The 14202-nt window shown below is 65.9% G+C and carries 12 protein-coding genes; 8 read left to right on the top strand and 4 right to left on the bottom strand.

Translation table 11 applies throughout. The features are described 5' to 3' along the window. Positions 1–63: 63 nt before the first annotated feature. Complete coding sequence (zapE, locus tag ABIE53_RS12005; protein WP_006053265.1) at positions 64–1161, top strand: cell division protein ZapE; 1098 nt, start codon at positions 64–66, stop codon at positions 1159–1161. A gap of 175 nt (positions 1162–1336) precedes the next feature. Next, the gene (locus ABIE53_RS12000; RefSeq protein ID WP_006053264.1) at positions 1337–1792 is read left to right on the top strand and encodes a transposase; all 456 of its coding nucleotides are present in this window, start codon (positions 1337–1339) and stop codon (positions 1790–1792) included. Between the two features lie 99 nt (positions 1793–1891). On the opposite strand, the gene ABIE53_RS11995 is transcribed toward ABIE53_RS12000, so the two are convergent. The 4 genes from ABIE53_RS11995 to ABIE53_RS11980 form a co-directional block, all read right to left on the bottom strand. After that, positions 1892–2377, bottom strand: coding sequence for a DUF2147 domain-containing protein (locus ABIE53_RS11995; protein WP_029971605.1), 486 nt, complete (start codon positions 2375–2377; stop codon positions 1892–1894). A gap of 266 nt (positions 2378–2643) precedes the next feature. Further along, positions 2644–4365: a ShlB/FhaC/HecB family hemolysin secretion/activation protein gene (locus tag ABIE53_RS11990; RefSeq protein ID WP_107706822.1), complete on the bottom strand. Its 1722-nt coding sequence runs from the start codon at positions 4363–4365 to the stop codon at positions 2644–2646. A gap of 339 nt (positions 4366–4704) precedes the next feature. Then, positions 4705–6090, bottom strand: coding sequence for a collagen-like triple helix repeat-containing protein (locus tag ABIE53_RS11985; protein ID WP_107706717.1), 1386 nt, complete (start codon positions 6088–6090; stop codon positions 4705–4707). A 371-nt stretch (positions 6091–6461) separates the two neighbouring features. Then, positions 6462–8243: a collagen-like triple helix repeat-containing protein gene (locus ABIE53_RS11980; RefSeq protein ID WP_107706718.1), complete on the bottom strand. Its 1782-nt coding sequence runs from the start codon at positions 8241–8243 to the stop codon at positions 6462–6464. Positions 8244–8897: 654 nt separating this feature from the next. Between ABIE53_RS11980 and ABIE53_RS11975 the strand changes: the two genes are divergently transcribed. The 6 genes from ABIE53_RS11975 (at position 8898) to ABIE53_RS11950 (ending at position 14202) form a co-directional block, all read left to right on the top strand. After that, positions 8898–9065 carry a Flp family type IVb pilin gene (locus ABIE53_RS11975; RefSeq protein WP_006053275.1) on the top strand — a complete coding sequence of 56 codons (168 nt, stop codon included), beginning with the start codon at positions 8898–8900 and terminating at the stop codon, positions 9063–9065. A 150-nt stretch (positions 9066–9215) separates the two neighbouring features. Continuing rightward, positions 9216–9716, top strand: coding sequence for an A24 family peptidase (locus tag ABIE53_RS11970; RefSeq protein ID WP_053858227.1), 501 nt, complete (start codon positions 9216–9218; stop codon positions 9714–9716). Further along, positions 9713–10285 (top strand): TadE/TadG family type IV pilus assembly protein, encoded by a 573-nt coding sequence (locus tag ABIE53_RS11965; protein WP_107706719.1) that lies wholly within the window; start codon positions 9713–9715, stop codon positions 10283–10285. Before ABIE53_RS11970 ends, ABIE53_RS11965 begins: the two co-directional genes overlap by 4 nt. Positions 10286–10376: 91 nt before the next feature. Then, on the top strand, positions 10377–11318 hold the full coding sequence (gene cpaB, locus ABIE53_RS11960) for a Flp pilus assembly protein CpaB (RefSeq protein ID WP_107706823.1): 942 nt from the start codon (positions 10377–10379) through the stop codon (positions 11316–11318). Positions 11319–11359: 41 nt separating this feature from the next. Next, the gene (locus ABIE53_RS11955; RefSeq protein WP_107706720.1) at positions 11360–12811 is read left to right on the top strand and encodes a type II and III secretion system protein family protein; all 1452 of its coding nucleotides are present in this window, start codon (positions 11360–11362) and stop codon (positions 12809–12811) included. 149 nt (positions 12812–12960) lie between these two features. Then, positions 12961–14202 carry a fimbrial protein gene (locus ABIE53_RS11950; protein WP_053859039.1) on the top strand — a complete coding sequence of 414 codons (1242 nt, stop codon included), beginning with the start codon at positions 12961–12963 and terminating at the stop codon, positions 14200–14202.

The raw sequence follows: 14202 nt of genomic DNA, 5'->3' as shown, positions 1-14202 counted from the left end.
CAAGGCGGGCGGGTTCAATCCCTCCCGCCTTTCTTTTTGCAGCAACACTTTTGCAGCAACACAATGAACGTCACCGAATACTACGAGAAAGAACTGCAGACGCGGGGTTACCAATCCGATCCGGCGCAACGCGCGGCGGTGGACCGTCTGCAGCGGTGCTACGAAGAGTGGGTCGAGTACAAGTCGCGCCGCTCGAATGCGTTCAAGAAGCTGATCAATCATCCGGAGCAGCCGCGCGGCGTGTACATGTGGGGCGGCGTAGGGCGCGGCAAGAGCTTTCTGATGGACAGCTTCTACATGATCGTGCCGGTGCAGCGCAAAACGCGGCTGCATTTTCATGAGTTCATGCGCGAGGTGCATCGCGAGCTCGAAGAATTGAAAGGGCAGGCCGATCCGCTCGATGAACTCGCGCGGCGCGTTTCGAAGCGTTATCGGCTGATCTGTTTCGACGAGTTTCATGTGTCCGACATTGCCGACGCGATGATTCTTTATCGCCTGCTCGACAAGCTGTTCGAGAACGGCGTGCAGTTCGTGATGACGTCCAACTACGATCCCGACACGCTGTACCCGGACGGCCTGCATCGCGACCGCATGTTGCCGGCGATTGAGTTGATCAAGCAGAAGCTCGACGTGATCAACGTCGACGCGGGCATCGACTATCGGCAACGCACGCTGGCGCAGGTCGAGGTGTATCACACGCCGCTCGGCGCGGCCGCCGACAAGTCGCTGCGCGACGCGTTCGCGCGCCTCGCCGCGGTGCCCGACGAAAGCCCGATCCTGCACATCGAAAAGCGCGAGTTGAAGGCGCTGCGCAAGGCGGACGGCGTCGTCTGGTTCGACTTCGCGACGTTGTGCGGCGGTCCGCGCTCGCAGAACGACTACCTGGAACTGGCGAGCCGTTTTCACGCGGTGATTCTGTCCGCGGTCCCGCAGATGTCGGCGCGCATGGCGTCCGAAGCGCGCCGCTTTACGTGGCTCATCGACGTGTTCTACGACCACAAGGTGAAGCTGCTGATGTCGGCCGCGGTGCCGCCCGAGCAGCTTTACGTGGATGGCCCGATGGCCAACGAATTCACGCGCACGGTGTCGCGCATCGTCGAGATGCAGAGCAAGGAGTATCTCGATGCGCCGCGGCGGATCGTCGATACGTCGCTGACTTGAAGCCGGCGCCGCGGCGAGCGCGTTCGCAAGCTGCCGGGTGTGCTTTTGCGATAGGTCACATCGCCTGCGCCTAGCGGCCTAGGCCTAACGGCGTATTTTCAAGATTCGGATTGCTCCGATGTTTTGCCTTCGGGTGACTGGCTATCTTTGTCGGGTATCTGACAAAGGAGAAACCATGAATCCCTATCGCGACATCAACGACGAAGAATGGCAGCGCATCGCGCCGTTGCTGCCCGAACTGCGTCCGCGCTCCGAATTGCGCGGCCGCCCGCTGGCCAACACCCGGTCGGTGCTCAACGGCGTGCTGTGGGTGATGTACAGCGGCGCTACCTGGTCCGCCATGCCGCGCAAGTACCCGTCGTATCAAACCTGTCATCGCCGCTTCAAGGCGTGGTATCAGTCCGGCGTGCTCAAGCGCGTCATGGAACAGTTGTTCGGCGCCGCCAGCGAAGAACTGTGCGCAATGATGGAAGCACGCATGCGCACGCATCTGAGCGCGGAAAAGAAAAACGTCGCTGCAGCGCAGAAAGCGCCGGCTCCGGTGGCCCCTGCGGTATATACCCCGCCGCCGGTCAATCCGTTGCCGTCGTCTCCGTTTGCTTTCACGTCGCCCTTCAAACACGCTGCATGACGATTCAAATCACGCGACATCACGTAGAAAAAACGGCCGAACGATCATCTCGTCGGCCGTTTTCTTTTTTCGCTCGCGCGCCGGGTTAGCGCGTCTTCGCTACTGCTGACGAACCCACGTTTGCGAGCGCCCGAGCAGCGACACGCCAATATACCCGCGCACCACCAGCTTGTTCCCGCCGTCTTCCAGGTGCATCTTGCACTTGTAGAGCTTGCCGTTTTCCGGGTCGAGAATCTGCCCGTGATCCCAGGCATCGCCGTCTTTTTTCATGTCATCGATGATCGTCATGCCGAGAATCGGCTGATCCTTGCGCGCATCGGTGCAGGCGGTACAACGGCGATCGGGTTGGTCGTTCGGACCGAGACCCTTGATCACCTTGCCGCTCAGCGTGCCGTTGCCGCTGTCGACGATCTGCACGAGCGCCTTCGGTTGGCCGGTGTGATCGTCAATGGTCTGCCAGGTGCCCACAGGCGTGTCGGCTTGCGCCATCGCGGTGACGGCGCTCGCGAGCAGCACGCCGGCCAGCGCGGCCTGTTTCGCTGTACGAAGCGCGATCGCGCGGGCACGTTGGGTGAACTGCATCATTGTCTTCCTCCTTGATAAAAGACGGCGCGATCGTGGTCGCGCAGCGTTATTGGCATCGCGTGAGGCGCGAGCCGCGTGATGCCGCGTGATGCCCGGTGATGCCGCGTGATGCCTTTAGGTTCTCCCGACGCGCGCCGCACACGGGGCTCGGCTGGCGGCTCTGGCGCGGCCGCTTGATGCGATCGATGCAGAATACGTGATGTGCGCGCGAAAGTGCGCGCACGGTTTGATAGTGGAACCTCTAATCGGAGCAGGGCACTCGCCGCTCAATTGAGCTGATACGAGAACGTCGCATTGATGCGCGGACTGCGCGACGCGCTTTCCACTGGAGCATCGCCGACCGCCTTCGCCACGGAAAGATCGAGGCTGTAATACTTCGCGTCGCTGATGCGAAAGCCGAACGCAATCGACGCAAGCCGCGACGGCGACGGCGTGCCCGCGTGCAGATAGACGCGCGCCATGTCGAACGAAACGTAGGGCGTGAACGTGCGCAGATAAGTGAAGCCCGGCGTGAACGCACGGTTGATCTCGAACATGGCGCCCCAACCCGAATCGCCCGACGCTTCGCCCGGCTGATAGCCCTGCGCAAAACGCTGCGCGCCGAAGGCGATCTGCTCGGACGTGGGCAGCGACACCGCACTGTACTGCCCCGTCAGCGAAATCGCCGTGCCGATCTTCAGCGGCCACTCGTTGGTTTGCGAAAAGCTCGCACCTGTGCGCACGAAATTGATCGAAGCTGGATTGTTGATGCTGGTGCCGGGCACGTTCGAATCGCCCGATTTCGACGCGCCGAGAATGTCGAACGCCTTCGCCACGTTGATGCTCGCGCGGCGCACCTGGCCGGTTCCGACGCTCGCGTAATCGGCTTGCAACTGCATTACGCGCACTTGCGAGCGCAGACCGATCTGCGCGCCGTTCACCTGATTGTGATAGCGGTCCTCGTTGCGCGACGCGTAGACGGAAGCCGTGCCGATCACGCTTTGCGTATTGCTCAGCAGAAGCGGATACGCGAGCGAGCCGCCGATCTTGTCGTTGATGACCGTGCGCTCCACATACGACGGCAAACCCGGATTGTTGACCGGATTGCCGCGATAGTGCGACGCGTCGAGCTTCGAAATCAGGCCGTTGCTGCCGATCGGCACGGCGGCATGCGCGGCCAGATAGGTGACGTTGTCGCGGCCTTTCGGCAGCAGCGCCGACACGCTCAGTTGCTCGCCGAGCGCGGTGAGGCCGTTCTCGGTCGCGGTCAGCAGACCTTGCACGCCGGGATGATTGAAGTCGATGCCCGTACTGACGTCGAAAGGCTTGCGCTCCACGTTGAGCGCGAGCGTGGTCGCGCCGTCGGTGTTTTGCGGCGGTGGCACGTTGGCCGCGACCTTCACGCCGGGCAACAGTCCGAGCACGTTGATGTAGCGCTCGAAGGTCGCGCGCCGCAGCGGCCGGTCGGCGGTGATGTGATCGGCGATCGCGCGAATCCGGTCTTCCACGGCGCCGGCCCTGCCGGTCACCTTGACGGCGGACACGTAGCCTTCCACGACGGTCACGCGCACGACGCCGTCGTCGAATGTCTGCGCGGGGATGAATGCGAACGAGAGCGCGAAGCCGCGGTCCTGGTAGAGCTTGGTCACGCCATTGGCCACCTGGATCAGATCGCCGATGGTCGTGTCCTTGCCGACGAGCGGCGTGAAGCGCTGCGCGACGTCGTCGAACGGAATGGACTTGACGCCTTCGACCTGCACGCGCGTCGGCGTGAGATGGCGCGCGAGCAGTTCCTGGAGTTGAGGCGCCTGGGGCGCGACCTGCACGGTCACGTTCGGGCCTTTGTCGGGCGCCTTGATCTGGGGGAGGGAGTCGAGCGGATTGCCGCCCAGCGTACTACCGCCTGCCGTCGGTGCCGGGCGCGATTGCGCGTGCGCCGGTGCTTGCCATGCACTCGCGGCGAGCGCCGCGAGCACGAAGGTCCAGGTGCTGCCGTACCCGAGTTTCATCGGATTGTCCTCGTATGCCATCTTGTTTTACGGGCGCCTGTCGATGCGCGGCATGGCCTTGCCGCCTGACGGCGCCCGCTTATGTATGGCCGGACGAACTTTGCCGTCCCACCATGTATTACGTCATGCAGTGCACGAAGCTTGAATGCAGCGCCCATCGCGCGGAGTGTCGCGGGCATCGACGGCGAGCCTCGCAGCCGCACAATCGAAGCGTGTTCGTTTCAGCAGGCGTCGCGCGATGAGTCTCACTGTCTTTGCGAGCGGCATCGGCGGGAACCGTGGAGTGTTCCGGCCGATGCCACGCGCGCCGCATCCGCGCCTCAGCACCGCTTATGCGGACTACTTACGATTAACCGGCAGGAGGCCGCCGACCAGCGTCGTCAGTCCGCTCGCCGGATTGCCCGACGCGCCAGCGGAACCGCCGGAAGCCGTCGAGCCCGCCGCGCCGCTCAATGTGCCGGTAAGTTGCCCGACGAGAGCCGTCACGGGCCCGAGCGCCTGAGCGCCGCCGCCGGAACCGCTTGCCGTACCGCCTGCAACGCCGGACAGCGCGCCGCCCAGCGAGGACAGCGACGACAGCGGGCTCGCTGCGCTGCCCGTGCCGCCGAGCGTCGATGTCAGCGAGCCGAGCGGTGCGCCGCTCAGGCCGGAGCCGAGGCCGGCGAGAGGCGTGCCTCCGAGCAGCGTCGACACCGAGCCGAGCGGATTGCCGCCCAGACCGAGACTGGCCAGCACGCTTTGCAGCGGGCTCAACGGGCTGCTGTTCGACGGCGGTCCGTTGGCCACGCTCAGATTCGTGTTGCCGACGAGGCTCGTAATCAGGCCAGGAATCGGCAGTGCGCCGTTCGGGCCGTTCGGATTGACGAGGCCGCCGGCGTTCGTCACCGTGTTGCCGAGCGAGGCGACCAGCGCGCCCGCATCCGCGCCGACCGGATTGCCGCTCGCCGCGCCGATCTGCGAGCCGGCCGAGCTGAGCGCGCCGCCCACCTGAGCCAGCAGACCGCCGACCGGCGCGCCCAGGCCCGTCTGCGTGCCGGCCGCCTGGGTGACGAGACCCGCGGTCGTGACGATCGGCGTGATCGCGGTGCTGAGCGGCTGCGTGACCTGCTGGACGGGCACGGAGCCGAGCGTATTGCCGAGCGTCGCGCCGCCCGCGTTGAGCGCCGTTGCGGTGGTCGAGAGCGCGCCGGCCAGCGGCGTCGTCACCGGCGACAGCGGCGCGAGATTACCGCTGCCCAGGCCGTCGACGGCGGTGCTCAGTCCTTGCACGACACCGCTCGTCGAACTCACCACGGAGCCGAGGCCCGCGACGGTCGCGCCGACCGGGTTCGGCGTCGCGCCGATCTGGCCGACGCCGCTCGTCACCGCATTGGCAAGCGAGTTCAGCGTGGCGCTCGTGCCCGACACGGCGTTGCCGAGGCCTTGCGTGACTTGCGGGCTGAGGCCGGGAATCGTCTGCGCGGCGATCAACGCGCCCAGGTCGTTGGTCGTCTTGGCCGCGCCGGTAACGGCGCCGGAAGTCCCGGTCGTGGTCGTCGTGGTGCCTCCGCCGCCCGTCGATCCGGAGCCGCCGCCGGTGCCGGTGCTCGCTGTCGGCGGCGAGTTGACGGTGCTGCCGCCGCACGCGGCGAGCAGGCCGGCGACGGCCACCGCGATCAACGGAGTGCGCAGCGACAGAAAGGCGCTCGCGGCGGGGCGGCGGTTAAACAGGCGGTGCGTGGACATGTGTGCTCCTCAATGCCTTTTCTGGCGATCGTGTTTGCTGCTGGAACGTGCCGTTTGTGTGGTGGGTGGCGGCGCGTGGTGTTTAAGGCCGGGTTCGAAGCCGTGTTCGAAGCTGCATTCGAAGCCGTGTGTCGAGCCCGGTTGGAAGCGTGCTCAAAGCCGTATCTGAAGCCGTGTTCGACGCTGTGCCCAAACCCGTGAAACTGCATTCAAAGCGGGCGCGAAGGCCGCCGTTGAACATCGCTGTCCGTGCCGCAGGCGAGCTTGTGCGGATGTGCGTCGATTGCAGGTTCATCTCGCGTTAGTCGCCGCCCGGCGCGTGCCGCGCCAGCCGCACTGAGCGCGCGGCGACGCGCGAGCGGTTGCGCTTCTTACTTCTTCGACAATCCGCCGAGCAGACCGCCCACCAGCGAGGTCACGGGCGCGAGCGGATTGTTCGTGGTCGCATTACCCGAGGTCGCCGTGAGCGACACGCTCGCGGGCGCGGCGCCCGGCGCGCTCGACGTTGCCGCTGCAGGCGCAGTGGCGCTGCCGATGGCGCCGGTCACGGTCGACAGCAAGCCGGTGACGGGTGCAAGCGGGCTGCTGGTGGCGCCGCCGCCGGCAGCGCCGCTGAGTCCGCCCGTCACACTGGAGAGAATGCCGGTCACGGGCGCAAGCGCGTTGGTGCCGCCCGATGCGCCGCCGACCGCGCCCGTCAGGCCGCCGACCAGGCCGGCAACAGGGGCGAGCGGCCCGCTACCCGTTCCGCCCGTCAGGCCGCCGAGCACACCGGTAACTGGCGCAAGAGGCCCGCTACCCGTTCCACCCGTCAGGCCGCCGAGTACGCCGGCAACTGGCGCAAGCGGCCCGCTGCCAGCGCCGCCCGTCAAGCCGCCGAGAACACCGGTAACCGGCGCAAGTGGCCCGCCGCTAGTGCCACCCGTCAACCCGCCAAGCACGCCGGTAACCGGAGCCAGCGGCCCACTAGCCGTTCCGCCAGTAAGCCCACCAAGTGCACTCGTCAGCGGCGCAAGCGGCCCGCTACCGGTTCCCCCCGTCAAGCCACCCAACCCACCAAGCGCCCCCGTCAGCGGCGCGAGCGGGTTGCCGCCCGTTCCCCCCGTCAAAAGACCGCCAACCGACGCGACCGTCGCGCCCGTATCCGTCACCGTGCGTCCGAGCGCGGTCGTCACGGGATTGCCGCCGCTCGCGCCGAGCAGTACGCCGGCGTGGCCGAGCCCGCCGCCGAGCGTCGACAGCAGTGTGTTGACGGGCGCGCCGAGACCCGTCGTGTTGCCGACGGTCTGTGTCGTCGATGCCACCATCGACGTGATCGGCGTAATCGCCGTGCTCAGCGTCTGCGTGACCTGCTGCACCGGACCGGTCGACAGCGCCGTGCCGAGCACGCTGCCGCCGTTCGTGACCGCGCCGCCCAGCGTGCCGACCGCGCCGCCCAGCGGCGTCGTGAGTGCCGACAACGGAGCGAGCGGGCCGCTGCCGAGGCTCGTCACGAGCTTGCCGGTTTCCGTCACCGCGCCGCCGGCATGTCCGACGACGCCGCCAAGGCTCGACACCGTGGTCCCGACCGCGTTGCCGCCTGTGCCGAGCTGGCCGAGCCCCTGCGTGACGCCGCCGCCGAGCGTGGAGACGGCAGCGCCGACTTCGTTGACGATGCCGCCTGCGGCCTGGGTGGTCTGCGGGCTCACGCCCGGCAGCGTCTGTGAGCCGATTACCGTGCCGACGCCCGAGACCGTCGAGCCGACGTCGCCGATCACGCCGCCCGAGTTGCCGACCACGGTGCCGATCGCATTCGCGACCGGCGTCGTGCTCGGGTCGGTGCCGGGATCGGTGTGCGTGTTCGGATCGGTATTCGTATTCGTGCTGGTGTTTGTATTAGATTGGCCGCCCGAACCGCCGCTACCCGAACCGGCCGAGCCCATCGAGCCGCTGCCGCTCCCGGTCGACAGCGTACCGCCTGCCGAACCGCTGCCGTTGCTGCCGGTGCCCGAGCTGAGGCTTCCCGAGCCTCCGCACGCGCCGAGCGAAAGCAGCGCCGCCACGCCGGCCGCGATCAGCGTGGTGCGCAACGTGACGACGTTCGCCGCCTTCGTGATCCGGATTGTTCCGTTGAGGTTGGTCGTGTGGTTCGTGCCGATTGTTTGAATGTTCATGTCGCCCTCGCATCGCATGTGTTGTGTGTGGTCCTGCTGCGGGCTCTCTCTGCACGACCCATGCCATTTCGACTGACCAATAGCGAAGATTTTCGAATGGGCGTCGCAATGCCTTATCGAATAAGGCGTTGCCGAATTCGATGGAGCAAGCGCTAAATCAGAAAATGCATGGGAAAAAGGCGCCGCGGCGCATTGGCGATAGCGGCGTAACGTAACGGGCCGGGGACGCCGTTACGGAATTCGCCGTAACGCGAGCGCATATCGCGGCGTGTTCCGCTTGAAACATCCTTTCAAATAGTTAATTAGTGCACCGATTCAAAATTATGGTTAATACTATGTGCTGCAACGCACGAACAGCCGTTAACCTATGTGTACGGGAAGAACCAACGGGCAATCATCCGTGCGGGCACACGAGAATTGCTTAAAAAAGATTGTTCAGCTATAAAGCCCAAAAGCCGGACGGATTCACGAGGGAGGTGGGTTATCGAACAGACAGCTCATGCACATCCGTTTTATTGGGGGCGGCCGCAACGCTCAGATGCTGCACGGTAGCAACGCGCACCGGAACGAGAGACCAACGGTGCAGTGCGTGCTGGACCTGGCTGCAACACGCGGCACACAGAATGACGAATAAATCGAAAATCGAGGGTAACAATGAAAAAGTTCACCGCAAGCTTCCTGAGAGATAACCGGGGCGTAACAGCGCTGGAATATGGTCTGATCGCAGGTCTGATCGTCGTCGTTATCGGTTCGACAGTGCAGGGTCTGGGCACGCAGCTCAATACGGCATTCCAGACGATCGCCGGGCTTTTGCCTCATTAGCAAATAAAGCAATGGGGTCTCGGCAAGCACGGCGTAAGGCATTATTAATTTAACGTTTTACGTTCTTATTCCTGCCGGGATCTTGCCTGATAGGCGCACCCGGATTGCGATTGCAATCCGGGTGAATTGATGCGTCTGTCGAGTTCTAATATGCAAGTATCCTTCGCGCTTCTCGTATTCATGCTCTGGTGTGCGTGCGTCGCCATTTGCGATTACCGCAGCCGGCATATTTCCAATGCGCTTGTCGTTGTCGGTTTAATAACGGCGGTTTTGTGCGCTCTATTTAACATTTCTCCGTTCGGTATTTCCGCCGCTCAGGCCGCGGCCGGCGCCGCCGTCGGCCTCATCGCCCTGTTGCCGTTTTTCGCGCTCGGTGTGATGGGCGCCGCGGACGTCAAGGTGTTCGCGGTGCTTGGCGCGTGGTGCGGCGTTCATGCGCTGCTCGGGCTGTGGGCGGTGGCGAGCGTCGCCGCCGGGCTGCATGCGCTGTGGGTGCTCGTCGCGACGCGCACGCGCGTGGCCGCGCTGCTGCAACGCCGGGCGCCTACCTTCGAGCTGGCCGGCCGGCGCTCGACGCCGTTCGCCACATGCCTCACCGTGCCGTTGATGGTATGGCTCGCCGCGCAACTCGTTGTAGGAGGCGCCCGATGATCGCGCGTCCGCAACGCGGCAGGCAGGCCGATTCGAGACCCGCCTCGAGACTGGCCTCGATACCCGCCAACGGTATCGACGCCGCGCCGCGCGTCCCCGCACGCAACGCACACGCACGCAACACACACCCCCGCCGTTCCCAGCGCGGCGCTACCGCGATCGAATTCGCGCTCGTGTTCCCGCTCTTCTTCTGCGTGTTCTATGCGATCGTGACCTTCAGTCTGATCTTCGTCGCGCAGCAGAGTCTCACGCTGGCAAGCGAGGAGGGCGCGCGCGCCGCGCTGAACTATCAGAAAGCGAACGACGTCCCCGCCGCCATCAATCTGCGCGCCGCAGCCGCGTGCACGACCGCCACAAACATGGTCGCGCAGATGATCAGCACCGCCGCATGCCAGACCGTGCCCGCCGCATGCAGCTACCAGCCGGCCATGACCTGCATTGCCGTGACCCTGACCTACAACTACGCGGCGCATCCGCTCGTGCCGAACCTGCCTCTGCTCGGGCTCGTGCTGCCCGACAACCTGACCAGTACCGCCACGGTGCAACTCAATCCGGTGAACATACTTTGACTGACGCACACGCTCCGATTCCGTCGACTCCGGCTCGCTCGTCCGCGCATGACGGCCGCATGGCCTCGCGCGATTCATGGCGCGCCCGGCCATGCTGAAGCTGACCCGCATCGTTGCCGGCGCGCTGATTGCCGTCGCGCTGTTGCTCGGCGTATTCGCCGTGATGTTGCTGCGCCGGCCCGCGCCCGCGCCGGTCGCGTCCGTCAAGCAAACGGTGTTTCCGGTGGTGGTGGCGATGCGCGTGCTGCCCGCGGGCAAGCCGATCGGCGCCGATGCGCTGCGTGTTCAGCCGTTGCCGATCAACCCCAACGGCGCGTTCGCCGATCCTTCGCTGGTCGCGGGGCGCGTGCCCGCCGCCGACATCGGCGCGGACTCGCCGGTGCTCGAGGAGCAACTGTCGTCCGGTCTCGCCGAGCGGATCGAGCCGGGCGAGCGCGCGGTCGCGGTGCGCGTCGAGGAATCGAATGCGGTCGGCAACCGCTTGCGGCCCGGCAATTTCGTCGACGTGTTCTTCACGCTCAAGCGCGACGGCAATATGGGCAGCGGCGGCGAGATCGAGCGTACCCAGGCGCGTCTGTTGATGTCGAAGGTGCGCGTGCTCGCGTTCGGCAACGCGACGGCTGCCGGCGACACGTCCGGCGATCCGAACGGCATGGTCAGGACAGCGGTTCTCGCGGTGCCGGTTGCCGATGTCGACCGTCTGACGCTCGCCGAAAGTTCGGGGCGGCTCGTGTTCGCGCTGCGCAATCCCAAGGATGCCGAAGTAATCGACGCCGCCGCCTTCGCGCCGCTGCCCGCGGTGTTGAAGACAGCGACGCGAGCGGGCGACGCCGCGCCGTCCGGCGATTTAACGCGCGCGGCCGCCGGCGTCTCGCTCGACGCGCTGTCGGGCGGCGCGGGCAATGCCGCGCCACGCACGCCGGCCGCACCGCATGCAGCGCCGCCCGTCACGCGCGTCGTGAATCATGCGGGAAGCGCGGGCGGCGTCATCGAAGTGATACGGGGTGGGCGCGCCGAGACGGTCGCCCGATAGCGGTTTCAGGGAGCCGCGCGGCCACGCGCGTCCATAAAAAAATGAACAAACGCATTTTCGGGTACGGATTAACGGCGCTGCTGTGCGGCTCGTCGATGGCGATGTCGTCCGCGAGTTTTGCAGCGGGCGGCGCGGAGCAGCTCGACATCGCGGTCGGCTCGCAGCAGTCGCTTGCGGGCGGCCATACGCTGCGGCGCGTTGCGATCGGCGATCCGAGCGTCGCGGACGTGCTCATCATCAAGGGCGACAAAACGGGCGGCGTGCTGCTGATAGGCAAATCGCCGGGCACGACGAACGTCATGTTGTGGGAGCAGGGCAAGGACGCGCCGTTGTCGTACGTCGTGAACGTGAGTTCGCCGGCCGCGAAAAGTTTGCTCGGGCCCGGCACGCCGTCCGTGAAGGTGCTCGGCGACACCGCACTGATCACGGGCGCCGCGCCGACGATGGAAGCGCATCACCGCGCAGCAGCCGCCGCCGAGATCGAGGCACATCAGCGCGCGGCGCTGGGCGGCGCGGGCGGCATCGGCGCTGTGAACGGAGCAAAAAGCGGTGCAAACGGCGGACCAAACGGCAGCGCAAACAGCGCCGCAAACAGCGCCTCAAACAGCGCGCAAATCTACGACACCTCGACAATCGCGACCCGCTCGGTCGTCCAGGTCGACGTGCGCGTGGTGGAGTTCAGCCGCACGGTCCTCAAGCAGGTCGGCCTGAACATTCTCAAGCAGAACAACGGCTTCACGTTCGGCTCCTTCGCGCCGTCGGCGCTGACCTCGGCGACCTACGGCTCCACGCCGTCGTTCAGTTCGGTCGCGCCGATTTCGTCGGCGTTCAATCTCGTGTTCAACTCGGCCACGCACGGCCTGTTCGCCGACCTGAGCCTGATGGAAAGCAACAACCTCGCGCGGATTCTGGCCGAGCCGACGCTCGTCGCGCTGTCCGGTCAGAGCGCGAGCTTTCTTGCCGGCGGCGAAATTCCGGTGCCGATTCCGCAAGGTCTCGGCACGACGTCGATCGAATACAAGCCGTACGGCGTCGGTCTCACGCTCACGCCGACTGTGTTGAGCCCGCAGCGCATCGCGCTCAAGGTCGCGCCCGAAGCGAGCCAGCTCGACTTCGCGAACGCGGTCACGATCAGCGGCGTATCGGTGCCCGCGATCACCACGCGCCGCACCGACACCACGGTCGAACTCGGCGACGGCGAGAGCTTCGTGATCGGCGGGCTGATCGATCGCGAAACGATTTCGAACGTGGCCAAGGTGCCGCTGCTTGGCGACCTGCCCGTGATCGGCGCGTTCTTCAAGCAGCTCAACTATCAGCAGAACGACAAGGAACTGGTGATCATCGTCACGCCGCATCTGGTGTCGCCGCTCGCGAAAGGCGCGACCTTGCCGGCCACGCCGGGCGAGCAGTCGGAGCAGCGCAACGCGCCGGTGTGGCGCTCGCTGATCGGCGGCGTGGCGGCGCGCGACGCGGCGCCGGGATTTTCGAAATGAACGCGCGCGGCCAGGCGGCAGTTCGCGGCGCACGGCGCGCACGGCTTGCCGCTGCAAGATCGGCGCGCGTCTGCCGCAGTTAGGCTGCGGCGGGCAACGAAAGGCAAAGGCACGCGTCGTTGCGCCGATGCCGCAAGAGGATGGGCACGATGAACGCAAGAACGCACTCGTTGACTGACCGGGCCGTCACCGACTATTTCATGTTTGCGTCGCTCGCCGACGAACATGTGCACTGGCTCTCGGAGACCTTGCTTGCCGCGGGCGCGGTCGAGGCGGTCACGCTCGATCCGTCGATTCTTACGCAGCGTATCGCGACGCTCAACCCGTCGCTCGTATTCGTCGACTTTTCGGGCGGACGCGGCGCGGCGGCGAGCGCGGCGACGAACGCGGTGCGCGCGCAGTATCCGGGGCTCCAGATCGTCGCGATCGGTTCGCTCGCCGAGCCGGAGAGCGCGCTGGCTGCGTTGCGCGCGGGCGTGCGCGACTTCATCGATCTGACCGCGCCCGCCGCCGACGCGCTGCGCATTACGCAGCAGGTGCTCGACAACCTGGTCGAACCGGTGAGCCGGCATGGCCGCGTGACGGCGCTGCTCGGCGCGCGCGTCGGCATGGGCGTGAGCACGCTCGCGACCAATCTCGCGGTCATGCTGCAACGGCGCGACGCGCAGCAGGGCAGGCAGGCGGCCTTGCTCGATCTCGGCTTGCCCGCCGGCGACGGCCTGCTGATGCTCAACACCCGCAGCGACTTTCATTTCGTCGAAGCCGTGCGCAATCTGCGGCGCTTCGATCAGACCTTCGTGCACACGGCGCTTTCGCATCACACGAGCGGCCTCGCATTCACCACGCTGCCGCCGAATCTCGCCGACATGCGCGAGATTTCCTATTCGTCGTCGATCAGTCTCCTGAACCGGCTGCGCGCGTTTTTCGACCAGCAGATCATCGACCTCGGCGGCTTCTCGAACATCGAATTCATCGCGCACGTGGTGCGTGCTTCCGACGAAGCGTGGCTCGTCTGCGATCAGGGCGTGGCGTCGATCGTATCGGCGGTCGGCGTGCTGGAGGCATTGCGCGATGCGGGCACGGACACGACCAACGTCAGGCTGATCGTGAACAAGTTCGACCCGGATCTCGGCCTCGGCGCCGCGCAGATCGCGGAGCGTCTCGAGATTCCGCTCGTCGCGAGCTTGCCCGATCGCCGCGTGGCGCTCGGGCAGACGGCGAACCAGGGCTTGCTGCTCGCCGATGCCGCCGCGCGCGACCCGTACGTGCGCGCGCTCGAGCCGCTGATCGAGCGGCTCGCGGGCCCGGCACACACGAGCGCGCCGGCGCGCGGCAAGTTCGCGTTGGGCGCGCTCAAACGCTTCATCCCAACTTCTTCCAGACGGTCATAG

Origin of the sequence: Paraburkholderia sp. OAS925, from assembly GCF_040543975.1 — a bacterium.
Taxonomy (GTDB): Bacteria; Pseudomonadota; Gammaproteobacteria; order Burkholderiales; family Burkholderiaceae; genus Paraburkholderia; species Paraburkholderia graminis.
Note: the sequence above shows the minus strand (reverse complement) of the source record. Positions and strands in the feature narration are given on the sequence as shown.

What these genes read in the sequence shown, in the direction of transcription:
- zapE (WP_006053265.1), top strand. Translation starts at nt 64, where the DNA reads ATGAACGTCACCGAATACTACGAGAAAGAACTGCAGACGCGGGGTTAC.
- ABIE53_RS12000 (WP_006053264.1), top strand. Translation starts at nt 1,337, where the DNA reads ATGAATCCCTATCGCGACATCAACGACGAAGAATGGCAGCGCATCGCG.
- ABIE53_RS11995 (WP_029971605.1), bottom strand. Translation starts at nt 2,377, where the DNA reads ATGATGCAGTTCACCCAACGTGCCCGCGCGATCGCGCTTCGTACAGCG.
- ABIE53_RS11990 (WP_107706822.1), bottom strand. Translation starts at nt 4,365, where the DNA reads ATGAAACTCGGGTACGGCAGCACCTGGACCTTCGTGCTCGCGGCGCTC.
- ABIE53_RS11985 (WP_107706717.1), bottom strand. Translation starts at nt 6,090, where the DNA reads ATGTCCACGCACCGCCTGTTTAACCGCCGCCCCGCCGCGAGCGCCTTT.
- ABIE53_RS11980 (WP_107706718.1), bottom strand. Translation starts at nt 8,243, where the DNA reads ATGAACATTCAAACAATCGGCACGAACCACACGACCAACCTCAACGGA.
- ABIE53_RS11975 (WP_006053275.1), top strand. Translation starts at nt 8,898, where the DNA reads ATGAAAAAGTTCACCGCAAGCTTCCTGAGAGATAACCGGGGCGTAACA.
- ABIE53_RS11970 (WP_053858227.1), top strand. Translation starts at nt 9,216, where the DNA reads ATGCAAGTATCCTTCGCGCTTCTCGTATTCATGCTCTGGTGTGCGTGC.
- ABIE53_RS11965 (WP_107706719.1), top strand. Translation starts at nt 9,713, where the DNA reads ATGATCGCGCGTCCGCAACGCGGCAGGCAGGCCGATTCGAGACCCGCC.
- cpaB (WP_107706823.1), top strand. Translation starts at nt 10,377, where the DNA reads ATGCTGAAGCTGACCCGCATCGTTGCCGGCGCGCTGATTGCCGTCGCG.
- ABIE53_RS11955 (WP_107706720.1), top strand. Translation starts at nt 11,360, where the DNA reads ATGAACAAACGCATTTTCGGGTACGGATTAACGGCGCTGCTGTGCGGC.
- ABIE53_RS11950 (WP_053859039.1), top strand. Translation starts at nt 12,961, where the DNA reads ATGAACGCAAGAACGCACTCGTTGACTGACCGGGCCGTCACCGACTAT.